The 21,608-nt window shown below is 40.5% G+C and carries 26 protein-coding genes; 3 read left to right on the top strand and 23 right to left on the bottom strand.

Annotated elements, in window-relative coordinates:
• Nucleotides 1-377, top strand: a 377-nt coding sequence (locus O3660_RS00005) for a histidine phosphatase family protein (protein ID WP_371464399.1), incomplete at its 5' end; no start/stop codon positions are given.
• 282 nt (nucleotides 378-659) lie between these two features.
• On the opposite strand, the gene O3660_RS00010 is transcribed toward O3660_RS00005, so the two are convergent.
• The 8 genes from O3660_RS00010 to O3660_RS00045 all read right to left on the bottom strand — a co-directional run bounded on the left by O3660_RS00010 (nucleotide 660) and on the right by O3660_RS00045 (nucleotide 7,251).
• Nucleotides 660-1,004, bottom strand: a complete 345-nt coding sequence (locus tag O3660_RS00010; protein ID WP_003686500.1) for a hypothetical protein — start codon at nucleotides 1,002-1,004, stop codon at nucleotides 660-662.
• Nucleotides 1,001-1,807, bottom strand: coding sequence for a hypothetical protein (locus O3660_RS00015; protein WP_080974655.1), 807 nt, complete (start codon nucleotides 1,805-1,807; stop codon nucleotides 1,001-1,003). Before O3660_RS00015 ends, O3660_RS00010 begins: the two co-directional genes overlap by 4 nt.
• Before the next feature lie 252 nt (nucleotides 1,808-2,059).
• Nucleotides 2,060-4,396, bottom strand: a complete 2,337-nt coding sequence (locus O3660_RS00020; RefSeq protein ID WP_371464401.1) for an autotransporter outer membrane beta-barrel domain-containing protein — start codon at nucleotides 4,394-4,396, stop codon at nucleotides 2,060-2,062.
• Between the two features lie 222 nt (nucleotides 4,397-4,618).
• Nucleotides 4,619-4,972 (bottom strand): hypothetical protein, encoded by a 354-nt coding sequence (locus O3660_RS00025; RefSeq protein ID WP_250590028.1) that lies wholly within the window; start codon nucleotides 4,970-4,972, stop codon nucleotides 4,619-4,621.
• Between the two features lie 103 nt (nucleotides 4,973-5,075).
• The gene (locus O3660_RS00030; protein WP_283126942.1) at nucleotides 5,076-5,384 is read right to left on the bottom strand and encodes a hypothetical protein; all 309 of its coding nucleotides are present in this window, start codon (nucleotides 5,382-5,384) and stop codon (nucleotides 5,076-5,078) included.
• The gene (locus tag O3660_RS00035) at nucleotides 5,345-5,671 is read right to left on the bottom strand and encodes a hypothetical protein (protein ID WP_318250403.1); all 327 of its coding nucleotides are present in this window, start codon (nucleotides 5,669-5,671) and stop codon (nucleotides 5,345-5,347) included. The genes O3660_RS00030 and O3660_RS00035 overlap by 40 nt, the downstream gene beginning before the upstream one ends.
• Nucleotides 5,672-5,745: 74 nt before the next feature.
• Entirely contained in the window at nucleotides 5,746-6,057 is a 312-nt protein-coding gene (locus tag O3660_RS00040; protein ID WP_049351581.1) for a helix-turn-helix transcriptional regulator, read from the bottom strand.
• Between the two features lie 285 nt (nucleotides 6,058-6,342).
• The gene (locus O3660_RS00045; protein WP_318250408.1) at nucleotides 6,343-7,251 is read right to left on the bottom strand and encodes an IS110 family transposase; all 909 of its coding nucleotides are present in this window, start codon (nucleotides 7,249-7,251) and stop codon (nucleotides 6,343-6,345) included.
• On the opposite strand from O3660_RS00045, the gene O3660_RS00050 reads away from it, so the two are divergent.
• Nucleotides 7,153-7,449 carry a hypothetical protein gene (locus tag O3660_RS00050; RefSeq protein WP_318250410.1) on the top strand — a complete coding sequence of 99 codons (297 nt, stop codon included), beginning with the start codon at nucleotides 7,153-7,155 and terminating at the stop codon, nucleotides 7,447-7,449. The genes O3660_RS00045 and O3660_RS00050 overlap by 99 nt on opposite strands.
• Before the next feature lie 152 nt (nucleotides 7,450-7,601).
• Here the strand turns inward: O3660_RS00050 and O3660_RS00055 are convergent, their stop codons facing one another.
• The 15 genes from O3660_RS00055 to O3660_RS00125 form a co-directional block, all read right to left on the bottom strand.
• Entirely contained in the window at nucleotides 7,602-8,780 is a 1,179-nt protein-coding gene (locus tag O3660_RS00055; RefSeq protein ID WP_049351583.1) for a zonular occludens toxin domain-containing protein, read from the bottom strand.
• A gap of 4 nt (nucleotides 8,781-8,784) precedes the next feature.
• Entirely contained in the window at nucleotides 8,785-9,075 is a 291-nt protein-coding gene (locus tag O3660_RS00060) for a DUF2523 domain-containing protein (RefSeq protein ID WP_049351584.1), read from the bottom strand.
• A gap of 1 nt (nucleotide 9,076) precedes the next feature.
• A complete protein-coding gene (locus O3660_RS00065) occupies nucleotides 9,077-10,624 on the bottom strand; it encodes an IgG-binding virulence factor TspB family protein (RefSeq protein WP_318250406.1) in 1,548 nt (515 codons plus the stop codon).
• Nucleotides 10,569-10,889 carry a hypothetical protein gene (locus O3660_RS00070; RefSeq protein ID WP_080974656.1) on the bottom strand — a complete coding sequence of 107 codons (321 nt, stop codon included), beginning with the start codon at nucleotides 10,887-10,889 and terminating at the stop codon, nucleotides 10,569-10,571. The genes O3660_RS00065 and O3660_RS00070 overlap by 56 nt, the downstream gene beginning before the upstream one ends.
• A 127-nt stretch (nucleotides 10,890-11,016) precedes the next feature.
• A complete protein-coding gene (locus O3660_RS00075; protein ID WP_371464404.1) occupies nucleotides 11,017-11,292 on the bottom strand; it encodes a hypothetical protein in 276 nt (91 codons plus the stop codon).
• Nucleotides 11,293-11,304: 12 nt separating this feature from the next.
• On the bottom strand, nucleotides 11,305-11,523 hold the full coding sequence (locus tag O3660_RS00080; protein ID WP_049351585.1) for a major capsid protein: 219 nt from the start codon (nucleotides 11,521-11,523) through the stop codon (nucleotides 11,305-11,307).
• Nucleotides 11,524-11,600: 77 nt separating this feature from the next.
• Complete coding sequence (locus O3660_RS00085; protein WP_049351586.1) at nucleotides 11,601-11,798, bottom strand: hypothetical protein; 198 nt, start codon at nucleotides 11,796-11,798, stop codon at nucleotides 11,601-11,603.
• Nucleotides 11,799-11,801: 3 nt separating this feature from the next.
• Nucleotides 11,802-12,098 carry a hypothetical protein gene (locus tag O3660_RS00090; RefSeq protein ID WP_003780479.1) on the bottom strand — a complete coding sequence of 99 codons (297 nt, stop codon included), beginning with the start codon at nucleotides 12,096-12,098 and terminating at the stop codon, nucleotides 11,802-11,804.
• Between the two features lie 53 nt (nucleotides 12,099-12,151).
• The gene (locus tag O3660_RS00095) at nucleotides 12,152-13,477 is read right to left on the bottom strand and encodes a replication initiation factor domain-containing protein (protein WP_318251850.1); all 1,326 of its coding nucleotides are present in this window, start codon (nucleotides 13,475-13,477) and stop codon (nucleotides 12,152-12,154) included.
• Between the two features lie 428 nt (nucleotides 13,478-13,905).
• Nucleotides 13,906-14,925 carry a P-type DNA transfer ATPase VirB11 gene (gene virB11 / locus O3660_RS00100; protein ID WP_049329383.1) on the bottom strand — a complete coding sequence of 340 codons (1,020 nt, stop codon included), beginning with the start codon at nucleotides 14,923-14,925 and terminating at the stop codon, nucleotides 13,906-13,908.
• Between the two features lie 84 nt (nucleotides 14,926-15,009).
• On the bottom strand, nucleotides 15,010-16,719 hold the full coding sequence (locus O3660_RS00105; protein WP_053090744.1) for a calcium-binding protein: 1,710 nt from the start codon (nucleotides 16,717-16,719) through the stop codon (nucleotides 15,010-15,012).
• An 11-nt stretch (nucleotides 16,720-16,730) separates the two neighbouring features.
• On the bottom strand, nucleotides 16,731-17,384 hold the full coding sequence (locus O3660_RS00110; protein ID WP_224783486.1) for a hypothetical protein: 654 nt from the start codon (nucleotides 17,382-17,384) through the stop codon (nucleotides 16,731-16,733).
• 63 nt (nucleotides 17,385-17,447) lie between these two features.
• Nucleotides 17,448-19,139 (bottom strand): type IV secretory system conjugative DNA transfer family protein, encoded by a 1,692-nt coding sequence (locus O3660_RS00115; protein ID WP_049352198.1) that lies wholly within the window; start codon nucleotides 19,137-19,139, stop codon nucleotides 17,448-17,450.
• 330 nt (nucleotides 19,140-19,469) lie between these two features.
• The gene (locus O3660_RS00120) at nucleotides 19,470-20,618 is read right to left on the bottom strand and encodes a TrbI/VirB10 family protein (RefSeq protein WP_371464407.1); all 1,149 of its coding nucleotides are present in this window, start codon (nucleotides 20,616-20,618) and stop codon (nucleotides 19,470-19,472) included.
• A 2-nt stretch (nucleotides 20,619-20,620) separates the two neighbouring features.
• Nucleotides 20,621-20,797, bottom strand: a complete 177-nt coding sequence (locus O3660_RS00125) for a hypothetical protein (RefSeq protein ID WP_371464411.1) — start codon at nucleotides 20,795-20,797, stop codon at nucleotides 20,621-20,623.
• A 115-nt stretch (nucleotides 20,798-20,912) separates the two neighbouring features.
• Between O3660_RS00125 and O3660_RS00130 the strand changes: the two genes are divergently transcribed.
• Nucleotides 20,913-21,539 (top strand): hypothetical protein, encoded by a 627-nt coding sequence (locus O3660_RS00130; RefSeq protein WP_371464412.1) that lies wholly within the window; start codon nucleotides 20,913-20,915, stop codon nucleotides 21,537-21,539.
• The last annotated feature ends 69 nt before the right edge of the window (nucleotides 21,540-21,608 follow it).

Consider the following 21,608-nt stretch of genomic DNA (forward strand, 5'->3'; position numbering starts at 1 on the left):
AATCATTTGGAAGTTGGGAAGGTATGCAGATCGCTGACCTGCGGAAGCTAACAGAATTCAAACAACTGACCAATGACCCGGCAGCTTATAAAGCATTAAGCAATGGTGGCGAAACCTTTGAACAATTGGCAGTACGTGCAATGGCCGCCCTTTACGATATCATTAAGGTACATCAATCGGGCGCTAATATTTTAGTGGTATCGCATGGCCACACCTTGCGGCTTTTATTGTCCTTATTAGGCGGAGCGACTTTGGAAAACCATCGTGATGAGGGTAAATCCGTGTCATTATTGAATACTTCTATCAGTATTGTGAAATACGATAGTGAAAGTGGTTTTCATATTGAGCAGCTTAACAATGTGGCTCATTTACAATGATCACAATCTGTTACCTAATTCACACATCGACACACTGTTAGTCTGTTAGCTCAAGCCCCAATACGCTCGTTTTAAATCTACTCATTATTTTTTATTTTAAATCTCAACCAAAGCAGCGTCTTTTCTGTATTAATGCCTCTACCGTAACTTCTAAAAAACCGTTTGTACTTAACGATTTAAACGGTTTTTTAGTATCAATTTATTTATATTCCATGCTTTTAAATACGGTCAAATTTTCAGGTGTTTTTGCAAATCAACTTTAAAATCCAACTGCTTGCCCCATCAAGCTCTACCCGTACTTAACCCTGCCTTGCCGTTTTCCCACAAGGTTTTCAGTAAAACTTTCCACGCCGACAATTTAGGATTGGGCTGTTTGCCTTGTCCGATCAAGTCCATTTGCGTCATATACCAGTTCATTTCCAGCATCGCGCCCGCTTTTTTATCAACCAACGCTACGCCCGTTTGGATGCGATCGGTCTGCACGGTTTGGTAAGTGCCGTTTTGCATTTTGTTTGCCAAATCAGGGACTAAGGCAAACGGGCGGGCGACGCCGACCAAATCCAAATGGCCGCTGGCGAGTGCATCTTCCATGGCGTTTTGCGAACGGAAGCCACCCGTAATAATCAACGGAGCTTGGCTGAATCTCTACCAACTTCTAATGTACCGTTAGTAATACTGACATTAGAGCTAATATCACTCATGTTTCTTGGTGCAAATAAAGTGGTGCCACTCCCTCTTTGAACAAAGTCAACAATCTTAGTAGTAGGGGAAGCTGAGGTCATTTCAGGCGTGAAGTTAAAATCATCTGTTTGTGCGAAATCAAATTTGACCTTTTGAGGATTCTCTTCAAGTTTAATTTTTTCTACATCAAACGTGCCTGCTTTGTTGTTATCACCAATTTGGATGTTGGTTGTACCATTTCCTACTCTTAATGTCCCCGCAGTAAGTTTACTTTCATCTGCAACTAATACATTAACAGTATTGGTTTTAGAGCTCCAATCACTTGCGGCAACACGAATTTCGGCGTTTTTCGGGTACTGAAGCAATGAACCTTTACCGGTAACTGAAATTACCGTATTGGTGACATCTTCCGGGGTATCACGAAGCCATCCCCAAAAGTGAGGTGTCGGTTCAGTCCCTTCAAATTCACCGATTACCTGCCCACCATTGGAAACATATAAATTACCACTACCAAAGTTACCGATATTCATTGAATTATTGGCATCACTGGTTACAATGAGTTTACTGCCTTGCCCGTCAACGACAACAGTTCCTTTAGACTTGCGATGGTTGGCTATATGTAATGTCCCTTGTATATTTACAACAGAGCCCCCATCAATTCTAAGATTACCTTCATTACCATTACCACTACCAACTTGAACTAAGCCGTTAACCGTATCTGGGTTTACCTTCCCAAGGGTTTCCGGAATTCCGTCATTAGTCCCTTACAAAGTAACGCTTGCATTCGCAGCCAATGGCGCGGCTAATAGAAGCAACGTAAGTTTATTAAGTTTAAATTCCATAGTTTTTTTCCTCTCTGTCTCAGAATTAAGACGGGGCGCGATCATATCACTTTTTTATTGCTGAAACAAATTAGCAACCATATTATAAGAACCAAAACATCTAATAAAAAACCACCTTCAGAAGAAGGTGGATTTTGTTTTATATATTTGTTATTTGAATTACCAAGCGTAGCTATAACCTAACACGGCTTTCGCACCAGAACGGTTACCTTTATTGCCTAGAGAATGTTCTAAACGAAGATCTGCATGAATAGCGTGATTACCGAATGGTACATTTAAACCTGCACCACCTTCCAACCAAGTGCGGGAATAATTCTCGCCATATTTGGTATCACCGATTAAGACAGATTTTGCTTTAACAAAATCATGCCATACGTTTGCGACAAAATACACGTTTGGGTTACGTTGGAAGTCTTTGCTGTGGCTTAAACGCACACCAATACGTCCACGTAAGTTGTTGTCCGAACCTTGTGCAACATCACGAACTCCATCATGGAATGATTGAAGTTTTAAATGTTGGTAAACCAATTGGGTTTGTGGTTCAAGGCGCCAGTTGGAATTGCCTAATGCAAAGCTGTGACCACCCTCAACAGATACCGCACCGCTCCAACCATGTTGTCTTACTTCACGGCTAAGATTAGGATTATACTTATTGGTTAAGTAAGAGAATTGAGCCACAGTATCCACATAAGCATCATTTACTGCACGGTATAAGTGATATACACCGATGTTTGCTGCTGTTGTTTTACCTTTACCGGTATATTTATCAGCAGCCACAACGCCGTTTTCAGCACGATATTGGTCGTAGAAGCGACTATCTGCACGAGAATAAGCAAAATATACACCGCTTAGAGATTGTGGTACGCCATTTTGCATTTCGCTGCGGTTAAAGTCATAACCTACTTGTGCGACATATTGTGAACTATCAACGTCTAAACGGGAACGTCCCTCGGTTTCCAAGCGTTTACCGGAAACACGCGCCCAAACGGAAGAATTTGGTGATTGACTAATTTCACCACGACGTTGGTGTAACGTATCCAACACGCTATAACCTAATTCCATATTGACTCGTGGCATTTGGATATACGCAGAAACCGGTACCGCATAAATATCATGGCCAAATGCTTTTAATGTCCATGCGTAAATAGAACGATCCTTCTTGGTTAACTGAGCTTCTCCGGCATTTCTTGTTTTAGCCGTTCCAGTAAACGTAGCTTGAGAATTTATATTTGCGTCCCAAACCACAGGAGCTGAATAAGCATCTTCATGAGCTTTACGAAGAATGTCTCCTTCAATATAACCACTAGCCGTTTCAACTACAGTATGGCCGGTTGCTGAACGTAGAATATACAAAAGATCTGACTTGGTTGTACTTGAATCATTATTCCAAACGGAACTGACAATCAATTTTCCGTTATTAGAAGTATAGTCAAGCACTCGAAGTGTTTTATTTGCCGATTCATCATCAGAGGCAAGACGAATAGTACCTTCATTATTAACGGTTAACGCATCAGCATTATGACCATTTAATGCTAATGTACCTTTGGAACCAATATTAATCTCATTGGTTTTAGTTCCAGCACCAAAAAAGACATTATCTCTACCGACTTTCAATGTACCATCGGTAATATCAATCTTAGAATTTACGCCTCTCATGCTTGTTGGCGCAAATAACGTTGTGCCAGAACCACTTTGTATGAAATTAACATGAGATTCTTTCAGTGAACCATACGTGTGGATAATAGGGGTAAAATTCAACTCATCATTTTGGTCAAAGGTGAATGTTGGTTTTGTAAGACCAATAGAAAAACGTTTAACATCTAGTGTTCCACCTTTACCTTTGTTGCCAATTTGGATATTGGCTGTGCCATTTTCTAATTGCAACACACCTGCGCTGAGTTTACCGCCATTAGAAATCAATACATCAACATTTGTTTCTTTGTGGCCGCCACCAACTACACGAATTAATGAGTCTTTATGATAAGAAAGTTCAGAACCTTCACCATCAATAATAATTTTAGTATTAATAGCTGTTCGACCATCTGGCTTATGAAGAAGCCATCCCCAAAAGTGAGGCGCGTTAGGATCACCATGAAATGTTGAGCTTACCTTTCCGCCCTCTAAAATAGAGAGATTCGCATTACTGTAGTTACCGATATTTAATATCCCGCCTACATTTAATTCACTTCCGGCACCAGTGACAGTCAATTTACCACCGAAACCGTCATTGTTTTGATTTCCAATCATTACTGTATCACTGATATTTAACTTAGAGCCATTATCAATGGTCATTTCACCATTTGCTTGCCCTGCAGGGGTTGTTTTACCCCCCTCCGCAATGGTTAAAAACCCATTTATAGTATGCTCTTGATTATCCGTGATGTTTGTAGCTAAGCCACTTGGCAGAACGTTGGTTCCGTTATGAGTGATACTCGCATTAGCAATAAGCGGAGCTGATAATAAAACTAATGTAAGCTTATTAAGCTTGAATTCCATTATTTTATCCTCGTTTTTAATTAAACAGAGTTCAAATTTTAGCACGACATATACCCCAACACAAATTAAAGGAGTGTTTCGGAAAAAACTGACAGAAAACTCACCGCACTTTTCTAATTAAATCCAAAAAGTGCGGTAATTTTTCAAGGTATATTTCATATAAAAAATCGCCTTACTGCGGAACAATAAGGCGATTTATTTTTAGATAAATAAGTCAGAATATTATTTTGCGTCTTGTGCCGGCGCTGCGACCGGTGCAGGATTAAATTTTTGTTCTAATTCGACACTTTGTTTTTGTAACTCGGCCATTGCATTTCTTAATACTTCAGCTTTTTCAGCATAAGCTTTTTGTTGCTCCGGTGTTTGTGTCGGGTTAGTGAAACTCATATTAGCTTGATCAACCAATAAACCACTCGCCAAGCTTAATACATTTTTGGTTTGCTCTTTGATAGATTTAATTGATTCTGCTTTTACATCTAATGCATCTAAGCTTGTAATTGTATCTTTTACTGATTGATTAAATGTTTCAATCGCTTCTTTCACTTTTTTCTCATCTTGAGCTTGAACTGCAGCCACCAAATCTTGTTGGAATTTTTGTTGTGATTGTAACTGTGTTTGTTCTTGTGCCTTGTTCCAAAAATTATGAATGGTGAAAACCGATTTAGCCGGACGACCTTTATTAAATAAATAGGCTGCGGTTAAACCGGCATGCGCCCCATTGGTCTTGGCGGCGGTTGTGGTGCGGCGAGAGGAATTGGCTGATGAGATAGCCGTGCGCGGCGTGAATTTGTACGCCTGAAAAGCCTGCCTGCTCGGCAATTTTGGCGGTTTGCACGAATTGCTGAATCAGCCCGTTGATTTCATCGGCAGTCAATTCGCGCGGCGGATTGATAAAGCCATCCATGCCTACCAATGGTACAGCGCTCGGCGCAAGCGGCGTTTTATTGACTACCGCAGGCGACTGCTTGCCCGCATGATTGATTTGCATGATGAGCAGCGTGTCGTTTTGCGTGCCGGCTTTCGCCCATTTTTCAGCATCTCAAGGCTGCGGTCGTCTGAAATCACCACATCGTTTATCGAACCTTTGCCGCTTTCGGCGACCATCACATTGCCCGTTACCAAAACGCCTGCGCCGCCTTGCGCCCAAGTGCCGTACAGGCGGACGAGTTTTTCAGACGGCTGGTCGTTTTGGGCAAGTTGCTCTTCCATGGCGGATTTAAAGATACGGTTTTTAGCGGTTTTGCCGTTTTGAAAAGCGAATGGCGTGAATAACATAATCGTTCCTTTAAGTTGATAAGTTTAAAAATGTAAACGTATTCAGGTAAAAATTAAAGGGTTAACGGATAACCCTATTTTGAAAGCGGGCAATTTTGAGCCATCAAATCGGCAAGCTGTTTCAACTTCGCCACCGCATCCGCCATGGCAATACTGTAAAACCGCTCTTTGCCGACCTGTTCCACCGCCACCGCACCGGCTTGCAACATAATTTTCAAATGATGTGACACCGCAGGGCGCGACAGATGCAGATGCTCGGTCAGCTCATTCACATTCATCCTGCCGTGTTCCCACAGCACGCGCAGGATTTGATGGCGGTTTTCATCACTCAACACGGTAAAAATGGGAATGCACTCGCGCATTAAATTCATGGTTTGTTGCGGCATATTCGGCTTCTTGAGTTTATATGTTTAAAAACTTAAACTCATTTTAAAGGGAATGAGGGGGAATGTCAAAGGGAATTTAAGAAGGTTTTTTAAATCAGGATTATTTAACCTTAGCTGCTTAAAAGAAAAGATGCTACTTTAATCGTCTAGCGCAATTTTGAGTAATTTTCATAGGATATTGATTTTTATTGATATTTATTTTATATAATTAAGCAGGGCGCAAGCGTTTTAAGCTGTTTTTGCTTGACAATCAGGCAAAAACAGCTTTGTTATTTTGTGCAAACTCTAGGTAAGTTTGTAGCGTTCAGGATTGTAAGGTTTTTGGGTTTTATGGACGTAGTAAGACACGACAAGCAGCTTACGCATGAGCGCACCTAATATCAGCATCTTTGGTTTGTTCTTGGCTTTTAAACGTTTAACGAAATCGGGAAAGTAATCCCTATTGAGCGCAACCATAGCAGGCATGAACAGAGCTGATTTTAGCCGTCTGTTTCCGTAGCGTGTCATGCTTGAACGACCTTTTACGCTGGTTCCTGATTCTTTTTGTTGCGGATTCAAGCCGGCAAAGGCGGTGAATTGATTGGCGGTTTTAAAGTCTCCGCTAAGCAGATAATTTGTGAGTATGGCCGCTGTTAGTTTGCCAATGGCTGGAATGGTTTGTAGGACTTCTGAAACGGTTTTCAAATCTTGATTGCCGTTCGTTATTGCCTGTATTTCTGCTTCGACTTGCTGAATGTGTTGATCCAATTCTTGGATTTGAACTTGATGAATTTTTCGAACAAATTCGTCTTTAGCTACTTTCAGCCTGTTCTTTTGGGCGGTCTTTTGGGTTTTGAGCTGTTCGTATAGAGCCAATAGGCGTTTCAAGCGGTAGTGACCTATGCTTATTTTTTGCCGAGCGGGTAAATCTTTGGGCATGGCCGTATGGCAATATTCGGCAATAAGCCTTGCATCTTGTTTGTCTGTTTTTGTGCGATGAAAGCGGCTTTTGCCGTATTCGCTGATTTTATAGGGGTTGATAACGGAAACGGTGTAAAACTGGCCGATATAATCGGCAACATCTTCAAAATAATTGCCGGTTGCTTCCATGCAGATATGCAAGTCACAGTCAAAGCCGTCAAGCCAGGCTTTGAAGTTTTCAAAGCCGTTGATACTGTTGTCAAACAGAGCTTGCTTGCGCTTACCGTTGACAATAGCGGCAGCGTCAAAGGTATTTTGCGATATATCCAAACCAACAGCGTTTCTCATAATTTCCCTTACTATGCAGATTCACACTTTTGTGTGTTCTTTGATGCTACTCAATTTTCAGACAACAAAAAAACGCCCTCTTCATCTTTTCTACAGTCTGATGACTTAGGCCGTTTCAAGATGGGCGTTTTTCGGTTCGGGTAGCTAATCCGAACCTGTAAGCCGTCTAAATAAAAGAGCTTACAGCTTCGGATAGTTATCCTAGTATTCAAAGTAGCGGGCGTTCCCGCACCCCGTTGATATTTATTTAACCGTTGATTCCGCTTAGGCTACATCAACAATTAAATAAATATCTCTTAACTGCCGACCTTTGCACCGTTTTGGAAGCCTGTTTTTTCGCCTGCTTCAACATAACCGTCATACATCAGGTTTTGAGGGCTTTTACCGCCCATTGTAAGCACTTGTCCATTTTCAGGCGTGTAGGCTGTCTGCGGTGCTGTTTGTGGCTGTTGTACGGTGTGCTGTTCGTCTTTATATGGGTTAAACGGCAAACCGTTTTTGACGTAGTCTTTGCACATTGCCTTAGTCACTTCTTTCAACGGTGTGCCTTGGGTGCTATAACAAGTACAACCACTATTACCACCTTCAACGCAACCGGCGATGTATTCAAAGGTTTTAACTTGTCTTACATTGTCATAAATGGGTTTACTTTCAGGTTTTTCGGCTAGAGTAGGTACAAAATCTTCAGGCTTAAGATTTGAATTTATATCTTGTTGAATTTTAGGTTGTTCAATTTCATTAATTGCCTGCTGTTCACTTACAGAAGAATCAGAAACAGATTGAACTTCTTCAACTTGGCCGCTACCTTTTTTATAAATCTGATAAACGTTGAAACCTTTCCAAGCCATGAAAGCAAAAATAGCTACCAAAGCCCAAACAGCAAGCGGAATGTTCTTTTTAAACTTCTGATGCTGGCTGGATGATTTGTAGTATTTAAACGCTTCTTTTGGCGGCTTCCAACTTGATGATTCAACGCCTGTTACTGCGGCAGGATTATCAAGACTGGTAACGCATTTATACCAGGTGTATTGCTTCATGCCTACTGCTTTACGCTCAAGGTGCGTATGTTTTGACACAAGATTACGGACAAATACGTCAAGCTGACTAGGGTGTTGAGTCATCAATATAACTGTATGGCCGTGGTGACGGAGTTCTGTTAATTCTTGGATATAAGGCGGAACAGGGCGACCGGCAGCGCGAACAGGATAGGTATAGTGCGCTTCATCAACAATCAAGACTGCACCGGTTGGAATAATATCCCTTAAAGGCGCAGACATTATTTCTTCTTCCGTGAGTTCGTGGGCGTTGAATTTACGTTTATCCAAGCCGTCGATATGACAGAAATAAAGCGGACGATCTACTTCAGTACCGTCTTCAAGCTTCATTTTAAATAAGCCGTCTTCGTTGTTCAGAATCATGGCAACAACGCGTGATGTTTTGCCAGTGCCCATATTCCCAGTAAACAAATAAATCATAACGCTACCTTGGCATAACAAAAGTTAATTTATTTAATGTATGCATACCAATATAAAAACTGAATGCGCCGAATAAATAACCAAGACCTTGGCCAAAACCACCTATTAAAAGTAAATTAAGTATGTCAGACGGCATGGAATTTATTGCATTTAGGGTGTAATCCTTAAATTTATTTAGCGCAATAATATAGCCTGCATATGTTACAAATGTCATGCCAGTAGCAATAATTATTCTGACAATGAGCATTTTTAACAGGATTCCCAAAAGAGGAATCAATCCGGCGAGCAGTGGCATATTATCCCTTTCTCAAAGAGCCGAATACGATAAAGGCGGACATGATAATGAATCCAAGAAGAACGGCAAAACGAACTTTTTCCATGAAAACGCAGAGCGGTTCATAGGTTATTTGTACCGGTCTTCCCCAAATGTTGAAGCTTTTGGGTTGAGGACAAACGCCATTTGGCGGCAAGAAATTGTCACTATCCCACGTTTTTTCATCAGTTACTTGAGGAATTTTAATGTCATCGAACATACCTTCTTGAGGTTTGCCCATTTTGTCACAAGCTAAAATGTCTGGAAAATAATCACAAAGTAAGCCTTTTGATTCTTCTTTCTTATCATCTTTTTTATTTTCTTTTCTTTTATCTTTATCAGATGAATCTTCATCCGGATCAGGTTTTTTATCGGGCTTTCCATCGGGATTATCATCAGGTTTTTTATCGGGCTTTCCATCGGGATTACCATCAGGTTTTTTATCGGGCTTTCCATCTGGATTAGGATTAGGATCTGGATCAGGCTTGGTATTTGGCGCTGCTGGGCTACCTGGATCAAGATCAGGACGTTGAGTAGTTGCGACTTCTGCCGTTGTATTGCCGTTGGAGTCTTTTCCGAAAGTAATGGTGATTTGCACCGGTTTGCCGTTTTCGGGGGTGACAGGGCCAATGGTTACGACTGTACCGGCAGGGACTGATACTTTTTCGTTGTAGCCTGGTCTGCCTGATCCTTCTATAAAAGGGGTAGGATTACTATCAATTTTAGATGTTGCAATTTCTAAAAACTTATTGGTGGTTAATTCTTCGCTATGATTTTTTATAAATTTGTAGGATATAGCTAATGATTTTATATCACAACTAACGCCCCAGCCATTCCAGCGACATTTAGGGGAAACATTTTCATATTCTGGATAATGTTGCTTCATTAAATCTTTATGTATTTTTTCATAGTCAGATTGAACTTGCATTATTAGGAGGGATTTAGCATCTTGTGCTGATTTTCCTCCCTTTGAAAGAGCAAGCATTACGGAAGAATCTACTCCAATGCATGAATGATAGCCAGGTTGATTCCCTAACTTACCCATACATAAAGCATCATCATAAACTTTAAGATATGTATCGGCATTTTCAGAATAATGATAACCTGCTGATTCTAATGTGGGGTTTACTAATTGATAGGCATCATAAGCATATGAAGCAGCTCCAACGTATGGTAAAGCTTTTAAACCAAGTTTTGCGCCTGCTTTTACCAGGCCAAATGCGCCTGAAAGGACGGCTTTTCGGGATACTCGAGCTTCTAACGTTACGGGGACAGTTGAGGCAGAGCGGAGACCGGTGGAGGCTTCACGGACGTGAAGTGATTTATCAAATCTTGAAACATATTCATGATGAAACTTAGGTCCATTATTATCAAGATACATCCAAGGGCGTATCCCATTCTGATTAAATCCGCCAGCCGGTACACGCATACGACCATTTTTTTCAACGTGTATATCGACATCAGCGAACGAAAAATTAAACCCTAAAAGTATAACGACCGTAATAAAAAGCCGTTGTAATATCTTCATCATAATGTTCAGACCACTCAAACCCATCTTTTGTGAAATTCACTTTCAGAATTGAACAATCTTCAAAAAATACAATTACTTCATCTAAGTAACTTCTGTTCAAATAATATTGCATTGCGTTTTTTGCAATCTCAATAAAATTATGGAACGGATACAAATTTTTCAAATTGAATAATTCAGTCATAAACACATGACACAATTTTTCATTTGAATAATTAGGATTCGTATCTTTTTTAAATCTCAATTCTTCTTCTGAAATATAAAACATAATGCTAACTTTCGTAATGGTTGCTGAAAGTTAGATTTTGCCATTACCCGAATAGGGTATCAATCCTTGAATAAAATCGCCCCTATTAAAACAGGTACCGCCAGCCCCAAGTAAAAATAGTAATCCATCATTTGAGAACCCTTTTCAAAATGGATACGAAATAAACAGCGGCCATCACGCCAAACAAGAGCCATCCTGTATCCAAACCGCTTTTCAGGTTTTCGCCTGGATCGCATTTTGGTAGATCAGCTTTAATCGTTTGTCCGTTTAGTTTCCAAATTGTGCCGTTGTACTCAGGTTTGATGATTTTGCCGTCTTGGGTTATTTGAGGTACTACCAAGCTGAAATAGACGTTTTCAGCTTGGCTTTGCTCAAGACATTTATTCCCGACTTGGTAGTACATCTTAATTACCTATTAGCGTAACAAGCGTTTCACAATGGCAATTACGAAGAGAGCGGCAAATACGCCGACTACCAGCCAACCGGCTTCAAGGCCGTCAGTTTTAGCGGCTTCAATACCTGTTTTTGCTGCTTCGGGCAAAGCGGCATAGGCTTGTGTAGCCAAAGCCAGGGGAGCAGCGGCAACAACGGCCAGTTTTGCGCCGTATTTACGGCAAGTGTTCATCAATTTCATGATGTTTTTCCTTTAGTGAGTTAAACAAAATTGAATAGGTGCTTTTTCTATGATTCAGACCGCACCCGTAGCCTGAATTAAAATTCTGATAAAAAGCTGAAGACAATAAAGTTTTCACCGATTTCGGATAACGCGGTTTCTACCGCTTCGTTTCGGTCGTAGAAATAACCGGCTTCATTGACAAACGGTGTATTACCCACATCACCCGTATCAGACGGATAAAGGAAGTCGCCCGTTTCCCGTGACTGAACAATGTAAACGCGGGTAATTGTCATGTTTTAGCCTTTGTTTGGGGTTTTAGGCTGGAAACCTAAAATTTTGAGTTTTTGGCTTTTGCCGTTGGTCACTAATTCAACCGTCAAAGAGGCTTCAAAAGGAAATGACAGACTTTTGAACTGTTCGAAGTTCACGGAGCCGCCGTAGTCGTATTCAGTAGCCGAGCTACCTAATGCGTTGCCTTGGCTGCTGTCCAACGGTGTAGACACGATAACGCGGCAATAGTCAAAGGTTTTACCGTCAATTTGTCCGTTAAAGCGTTTAACGCCCATGATTTGGCCTTGAATTTGCATTTGCATGATGTGTTTCCTTATTCAATACACTGCACTTGAAGGCGGCAGCGTTTTGCCTTTTAAAATCTATATGCGTATCGGTCGTACATCAGATTCAGATAATCTTGTTCGTGCTTGGCCTCAATGAGCTTCGTCATTTTGTTTTTCTGTTCAATTTCCATTTCAAGCAAAATTTGGGCGGATTCGTTAAGCCATAAACTGCCTTCGGGCTTATCGTGTATGGCCGGTGCGTGGTTTTCGGTACATGAATAAACTTCAAGGCTTAAGCGTTTAGGCAATAAGTCATGATCGGCTTCGAACATGGCTAAGATTTCCGAACGGTCTTTGTGCGGAAACATGGATTTCGCGGCATTGATGGCACGGCCGACTTGGTTTTTTGCTACTTCGATGCAGCGTTCAAATGTCAATTCAAGATTCTTTTTCACTGCTTCTATACGTTTGGCTTTCTCTTGGAATTGGGCACATACAAGGTATGCCCCGCCGAAATACTCCCCCGGAACTGTCAATACTTCGAACGGAATCACAATATCCTTAGCTTTGAATTCGATTTCAAAACGCACCCACTGGCTTTCTTTGTCGCCGAGCTGTTTACCTTTTTCGTAAACGCGAACGTATTTAGATGATTCACGGGAACCGACGTAATAGGTTTTTCCCTTGCCGTTGTTTGATTCCCAATCCGTACCGACCGATTCGCCATCAGGCATCATGTGATGGTTTGTGAACTTACCTGCGAGGCGGTCGGATTTGGCCTGCTCGGGCGTGTATTCGCCTTGAAAAAAGTCTTTGGCAATGTCGATACGGGTAATTTTTGGACGGACTGCCTGTATGATGAAGTTATAAAGCCGTGATTCCCAACCGTCAGATGCTGCATTGCAACCCGTGGCCGTGACTTCAATCAGCATGGTATTGTTTTGCCCACCGAAATGAACGCGGCCATATTGGGCATTGTCTGTACCCATCAACCAGCAGGAATCATAAAAACGGCCACCTGAATGCTTGGCTTTTTCGGTAATACCGAAACCAAAAATATCGGCCAGAACCATAGATGCGCGGACGATGTATTCATCATCAGCAACCAATGGATAACCGGCGAGCAGGGAAAATGTATCTTCGTGGATTGAAAAACTGATTTGGTCGATGAAAGCGGAATTGGCTTTGCCACGACGCAAAGGCACTTCAATCAGACGGCCTTTTGAATCAGTAAGAAACGTGGTGTATTTCTCAAAGGTTTCGTGTTCGGTACTCAAAGCCGCTTCGGTTTCTGCTCCCCCCCTGTTAGATAAGGGGGGCGCCATCGGCGCGCGTGAATCCGCCTTTGGCGTGTCGCTTACGCCGCCACCGCCAAAGGCGGCTATACGCGCTTTCTTAATTTCCTGATTCATCATTGTGGGAGTTCCTTACTCATAATTTCACGAACGGACAACCGGCCGTATTCATTGGCTTCGTTTTGGGTTTTATAAATGCGGTCGGGTGAAGAGATAGGAAAATTGACGGTTCGAAGACAAAGGAAATCTGTGTCATCTTCTTTGAAAATACGGACGATAAATGACTTCGGAAAAGTCGGTGGTTCGGAATTGACGGTGTAGAAAACTATGCACATGAGAAAAGCCCCTTTGTTAAAGGGGCTTTAGTTATGTTAAAAATGCCCCTGCGATAGGGCGCAATATATAAGGCCGTCTGAAAGATTTTCAGACAGCCTTTAAACCTTCATTAATATCACAACCTTAACAACATAAGCCTACAGTTGCTTTGCATGTTTCACACATTCTGTATCATCCAATGATATATTGCTTCAATTGCGTCATCTTCAACATTAAGTTTTAATAGGGTTAAAATCAATACCCGTAATATAACGTTGTCCAGCATGAGCTTTAATGTGCACAACAATATCAATGGTCTGCCTAAGCAGGTTTTTAATAACCTCAAACTCCAGACCACTTCCTTCTGGTGATGCTTTTACCATTAATGCCAATTGATCCCATGTTTGTTCTGTGCTACCAGCATGGCAACTTGTAATAGATCCCGGGTGTCCAGATGCACAATTTCGAATAAAATAAAATGATTCGTCACCACGTAGCTCTGCTAGAATAATTCTGTCCGGCTTCATACGCAGACAGGATTCCATACAACTTTTTGCCGTAATATTTGAACTACCTTGTCCACCTTTTGAGTAAAGCAAATGAACTACATTTTCATGAGGAATAAATAGTTCCCTAGCATCCTCAATGCTGATTAGTCGCTCACTTAAAGGAATGTGATTAACCAATGCTTTCATGAAAGTAGTCTTACCACTGCCAGTTGCACCTGAAACGACTATATTCTTTTTATATTCAACGGCTTTTTTAAAAAATTCTTCGTAGTTCCGATTGTTCTTCAGTTCTACTAATTCCTTATCTTGAGGAGATAATTCTCCATTTAACTCAATAATCTGACTAAAGAAACCATCTTTACTATACTGACTTAAGCTCTTTGTGTGTTTTGATGGCAAACGGATCGTAATTGAAGCTTTTCCTGCATCACAGGCAGGAGGAATCACAAATTGGGCACGTTGTCCTGTTGGGAATGTCAACGATACCATCGGCTCTGCTTCTGTAATTCGTTGACCAGTATTACTTTCATTAACAACAGCTGTACAGAACTGACGTGCCCTATCAAAGTTTAGCGTATTTACTTCTACCTTTTTCCAACCCTGAGAGGTTTCTAAAAATACCTCTCCTGGTCTATTAATACAAATCTCAGTCACATCAGGATCTTTTAAGAAAGAGGTAATTCCCAATACTTCATATTGATAATCTAAGAAATCCGCTGAAATTGTTGAGTTTAATTCATCCATAGTTAAAAATAAATTAATTTAAAATATGCGATTATAATGAAATTTAAAACTTGAGGAAGTTTTTTATTCAAGATTAAGAAACACCTATATTCCCCGAGCTTGTACTTGTGACAACTGTCTTTGCTGTGTTTCTAATTCAAATTGCTGAGCTGTTACCTGTACCTTTATAAGACTTTCCTCTATCGGTGTAACTGCAGCTTTTTGCATATCCACAGAAGCAGTTCTTAATTCAGGAGCCTTATCACCAATAAGAATCTGACCATTCTCTTTGATATTGATTAAAGAAGCCCCTCGCATCTTATTTGCATATCCTTCAGCAGCCAATGCCATAGCAATATTATCTAAGCTTCTTTCATCGTAGCTAATATCCTTTTTATTACAGAATTCAGTAAAAATTTGTTTACTTTGCTGATAGATATTTTGAGCATGTTGTGGGATAGCTTCCAACTTTAAAGGCTTCACAGATTGCATATTATCCCAATCGCCAGGAACAGGAGCATGCGCTATGTTGCTCTTAGGTTGATGTAAAATCTTAGTACTCTCTATTCCTGTAGCAGAATGTACTCTAATACTATTACTATCTCTGACACCACTACTATATTGGCCTGTTTTCTTTTCTTGTAAATGAATGCCTAAATCCCCATTTTTGAAATTTTCAATTTTAAGACCATTTATATCTAATGTCCCCGTATTTCTATCCCATTCATATACCATTCCAGCACTACGGTAAACGAAACGGTTTGGTTGAGATAAATCACGTACACCACCCTGTAATATATAGCCATTCAATGATACTTCACCCTTGCCGTCTGAATCTCGGATAATATCTAAATTGTCAGCACGATATTTGTCATGTCCTTTACCACCAAACAATTTATCTCTTCCAGAATTACCGGCTAAAATATCATTACCATTACCACCAATTAATACATCATTACCACTACCGCCTAATAAAATATCATTTTGATTAGTACCTTTTAAAACATCATCTCCGGCATCTCCATACATATATGCCCCACTTTTTAAATAAGTCTTAGCCCTGCCTATTAATAAACTATCACGGCTATATGATCCATCAGCAACAATTTTATTGTTGCCCTTATTTCCAAAAGTGTCATAATTTGCCATATGTTTAACAAATACTTGTTTGGAATTAGGGCTTATGGATGCTTCTTTAAAGTCTTTGGAAAAATTAGTACGGGTATTCAGGAAATGTTCAATATCAGTTTCATAATAAGTCATTCTGATTGATCCAGTTCCATTACTTGGGTACATACCATACATATTCTGGCGAGCAATTAAATCTTTAACCTCTCCAAAACTCTTACCTTTAACGTATGGGTAAAGATTACCACTAATTCCTGTACTATATGCCCTACCATTATATCTTTCTTCGTAAGCAACCATACGCGCTTCGTTAAAGATCGCCTCAGCTTCTCCATAGCCTCGCGCTTGAGCATAAGCCTTAGCAGTATCATAATAACTAGCTGATTTAGCTTGATGTTTACCTAATGCATGTCCTACCTCATGAGACATTGTTCTAGCGGTAATATATCGGATATCTTGTTCAAAATGGATACTTTTATTTTTCGGATCATAATATGCTCCTTCACGATTTTTTGGAGCAGGTTTGATATGTCCCCCTTTACTAGCGAAATGGTTAATTTGCTCCACTAATTCTGAGTCTTGCTTAATTCTATCTAGTTCAGACATTTGATTATTGAATCTTATTTTATGAAAACCAAGTGTCATCAATTCTGCTTCTGCTCTTTTATTCAGTATAATCTTTGGCATCCTAAAACTCCTTATGGCATTGGGCTCATTTTAAGATTGCTACAAAACTCTAAAGCTAAAATTGCACCTCCCCCAGAATTAGTAGCAATTATTTCACGGCCTGATTCTCTCCAATAATAATCTAGTCTTTCTTTTATTGAGTCATCATCTTTTCTTTTGGCTGAATACTCAAAATCTAAATACACCCCCTCAGGTATTTCATGTGTCATAGGCTTTGGAAAAAATTTAGGGAATGCATTTTCAGGAAATATGCTACCTATTTTATCTAGGTACTCTTTTGTTTGAGTAATATATAAACTAGATTTAAGTTCAGTATGCCTGAAAACGACATACATACCTATAGATGAATGAATATCTTGATTATGTTGCATATAATCATATGCCTCTATTACGGGTATTTGCCAAATCTCTTGTAATTCACTTGCGTACATCGTATAAAGGCAGTCATCTTTAAATGCCGTATCATACATCTGCTTAATTAGATCATCCCGATTTTCCACTTTGTGCAACATACTTCGGCAACGATTGCGCACTTGTTCCATAGTTATTTCCTTTTGTATATTCTGCATCTTGGAAGAATCCTTAATATTTTTATTACTAATCTGCGGAGTACAGGAGGTCACCAAGCATACAGTTAATATGGCTGTAATCGCTGATAGTTTCATATAAATTCCTTTTTAATCATTCTGGAAATTTAATTTTCAGACGGCCTTGAGCTTTTATTACTATTACCGTTTTCCTTTTAACGAGGCAACTTTCACTGTCTCCATCAGTCGTTTGGTAAATGTTCCATCTTGGTAATAACGGATTTTCCCCACTTGCGCCGGATGTGACATACCTTCGTAAAGGATAATTTCTTTATCTTGGCTCATTGCCTTTAACTCTTGCGGCAACATCAGTGCGCGACGCTCTTCGCTTTCTGAGACACTACGTTCACGTCCACGGCTGACATTTTTTCTTTTCACTGTGGTATAACCTAGCATTTCGGAGTATTCATTTGCATCCTGCTGTTCTCTAGGTGTATAGATGATTTGCAAAGCATGGTTAGTGATAATAGTACGCGCATATTCTTTGCCATAAACAGCATCTAGCTGGGCGACTGATTGGATAATCGGAAATAGGCGAATGTTGTAACCTGCCATATAGCTGACGGAATGAGCAATAATTTCAACTTTACCAATACTTGTGAATTCGTCCATTAACAACATACATTGGTGTTTCAAATCTGGGTTGTCCTGAGGCAGCTCTTTCGTATTTTGGTTGATAAGTTGAGAGAAAAAGAGGTTAACAATGACTCTTGACTCAGCAAGTTTGTTAGGAAGAATGCCGATATAAATAGTCATTTTCTTTTTACGTACGTCAGTCAACAGAAAATCATCAGCGGAAGTGGCGGCATCAATGACAGGATTAATCCACGGGTTGAGGGGTTCTTTAAATGTACCCATGATAGAACCGAAGGTTTCTTTTTCTTGAGAGATTAAACCGGAAAAAGCAGTTTTTGTAGCCTCGCTGAGGTATGGTTGTTGTGATAGAGATGTAAAGTATTCCTTGAGTTCTGTTCCATTACCTGATGAAAGACGGTATATTTTTCCTAATGTACAGGCCGGCTCATTTTCTTTGCCCACCACGGGAAAATCAGCCATTGCTTCATACTCATCAAAACAATAAAGTGAAAACGCCAAAAACGCATTTCTTGCCTGCGCTACCCAGAACTTATCACGACTATCCCCATCAGGATATAGCATTGCAGCTATCGACATTAAATCCGATACTCGCTGGTCAGGATCGGAAGAAACATAGGTAAACGGATTCCAACGGTGCGTCCTTCCATCTTCGGCAAACGGGTTGAACAAATAGACTTCCTGACCTAATACTTCTTTGCGGTAGCCACTAGTCAAATTGAAGTTCTCCTGTTTGATGTCCAAAACCACTACCGATCCTTTATAACTTAACAGGTTCGGAATAACGATACCGACACCTTTACCCGAACGTGTTGGCGCTGCCAACAATGCGAATTGCTGGCCATTGTAATGTAACAATTTGCCGTTGTATTTACCGACGACAATTGAAGTATCCGTTTGTTTGAAAAATCCTGCTTTTGTCAAATCAGCCATCCCGGCAAATCGTGCTTCTCCATGAAGACTTTGGGAAGCTGTACGCCAAATAGGAATTAAACCAAGCAGACCAATCAGAAAAGTAAAACCAAATCCAACAATTCCTGATGTTTTAATTTGTAGTGAATATTTGGCAACCTGAGGAATATCCAGCGTATTATAATATTTGAACCATGTTGTAAGTAGTAAGGGAGTTTTATCTAAGCCTAACCATTGCAGCAGGATAAAGCCTGAAAGGTAACAGCCTAATATGAAAGAAATTAATAGTAAAACTACCGTAATAATAGATTTGTTTTTTAGAGTCATTTCAATACCTGTAAGTCAAAGTAATAGATTATTTTAGCTTTCTAGTGAAGATATTAGTTTTCAGATAGCCTAAGGTTAAGGTGATGAGTGTATTATGAAATTTATCACTCTCTTTTAGTACTATCCTTGGCAGTTTCACTGTATGTTTGAACTAAATATTTTTTGCTTTTTTTGATAATACTCATGCACACTGCTCTATACAAACTCTTAGGGATACAGCTGGCAATAGAACTATAGATAATAGTAGGACGAGAGGCTTCATCAGCAATTATCCTTTATGATAAACACATAATGATTAGGCCGTCTGAAAAAACAGACGGCCCTTTAAAATTACTGCATAACCGAACTAAAATCAATGTCCTGGGCAGTATAAATATTAATCAAGGTCCCTTGGTTGATCGTTACTGTATTAGGACGAGCATTATTTCGCTCAAGCTGGCTGATAGCCTGTTGCTTCAATGTATTGGCTGTATCACTCTTGTAAGGATTAGTGGTAGTCGATGTGTTGGTTGTAACTGTTTGTCCTTGTGGACCATATTCAGTAGCAGCATATTTAAAAGCATCTGAAATCATACTAATCAATAAAGCCGATGCCAAACGTGATCCCCAATGAGACTTAAATTTACCAACATGGCCAGCCGCACCAAGATTATCTACTCCAGGGGATTCTAGTGTTACATCAACGCCTTCTGGTGTTATGATTCGATTCCAAATGACCTCCATCCGCGGGCCAGTAGGATTACTGGAACCATATTGTCCCATTACTTTCGAACCTTTCGGCAACAAGAGATATTTTCCACTGGCAGAGTATACAGGCTCAGTGATGATACAAGATGTAAACCCTTTTACTTCAGAAACAATTTTAGTTTCTAATACACAGCGTAAATAAGTACCCTGCAAAAGTAATTTATCCCTGTTATGCATATAACGGACAGCATTAGCTTGAGCTATGCCTGCTCCCGATTCTTTCTGAGCAGCCTCCCCATCTTCAACAAATTTAGAATCCGTGTTGGCATACATATCCGCAGGCTGCACGGGAATATTAGGAATTATAGGCGGAGGGGTATCTATTATCGGTGGAGATAGTGTTTCTATTGGTGGTGTAACAGATTCGGTAGTTTTAGAACTCTCTGGATCAGGCTTCTGCTCTTCCACTAAGTCAACCGGAGGTATCTGAGTAGCTTGAGGCTCCGGAGCAGGTAAATCTGGAACAGTAACCACCTGAGGACGTTCCGGTGGAGGTGTCTCCTCAGTGCCACTAAATTGATGATATGCAAATGCCCCTAACCCAGCCAATCCAAATCCCGCTGCCACAATAAAAGCAATTGCTTTTTTGTTAACAGTACGATCAACTGGAGCATTCAGTTGAGGAGCATTCTCCTCCAGCCCTGCCAATTGATCTTGCTCATACTGATTTGAATATAAGTTTTGTGATGACTCACTATCTTTATGATGTTCATTATTTAGCTTATCAGACATACTCAATTTCTCCTCAACCCAACTACATCATCTCCATGTCTTAAAACTAAAAACGGATAAGTTCCATGGATAATAACCACATTACCTTCAACATTACTATTTAGGACAAACTCAGTCCCTCTTTCAAACTTTCGACCATAAACGGTAGGAAAATCTCCTGTGAATTTTCCCTTACTCAAATGTACATAAGTAAATCTACCGTCATCATAAACCTTTATCGGCTGGGTCTTTGATAACCCTCAGGACAAAATCGACTTCAGTGGTGCCAACATCATCGGCTTCGACTACACCGACGTGATTGAAAACCCACAGGTACGCGATCCAGTCATCGGTTATCTTATTCATCGAATGGAAGAGCTTATCGATGGCCGCCGCTTCATCTACATCATGGATGAATTCTGGAAAATCCTTGATGGCGAAGGCGGCTTGAAAGAGTTTGCTAAAAACAAACAAAAAACCATCCGTAAGCAAAACGGTATGGGTATCTTTGCCACCCAGTCTCCGGAAGACGCCCTCAAAAGCGATATTTCCGCCGCACTGATTGAGCAGACAGCTACCATGATACTGCTGCCAAATCCGAATGCAGATAAAAAAGACTACATCGATGGACTGAAGCTGACCGATTCAGAGTTCCAAGTGATTAAAAGCCTGGACGAGCGCAGCCGCTGCTTCTTGGTCAAACAGGGTCATGCTTCCGCAGTATGCCAGCTCAACCTACGCGGATTTGACGATGAATTGGCAGTTATCTCCGCCAGTACCGACAACATCGACATCATGGACGGCATCATCAAAAAAACGGCCGAACGTCTTGGTGTCGGCATCGATGCGGTAAGACCGGAGGATTGGTTACAGACCTTCTACGATGAACGTAAGGGTTCTGGTAAGAAAGCAGCCACCAACGTGATGCGCAACGCGGATTAGTCGTATAGACGAATAAACCCAAAGGCCGTCTGAAAGCAGCAAGTATTTCAGATGTTCCTTACTGAAAAA

It is taken from the genome of Neisseria sp. 27098_8_139 (assembly GCF_041433195.1).
GTDB lineage: Bacteria > Pseudomonadota > Gammaproteobacteria > Burkholderiales > Neisseriaceae > Neisseria > Neisseria subflava.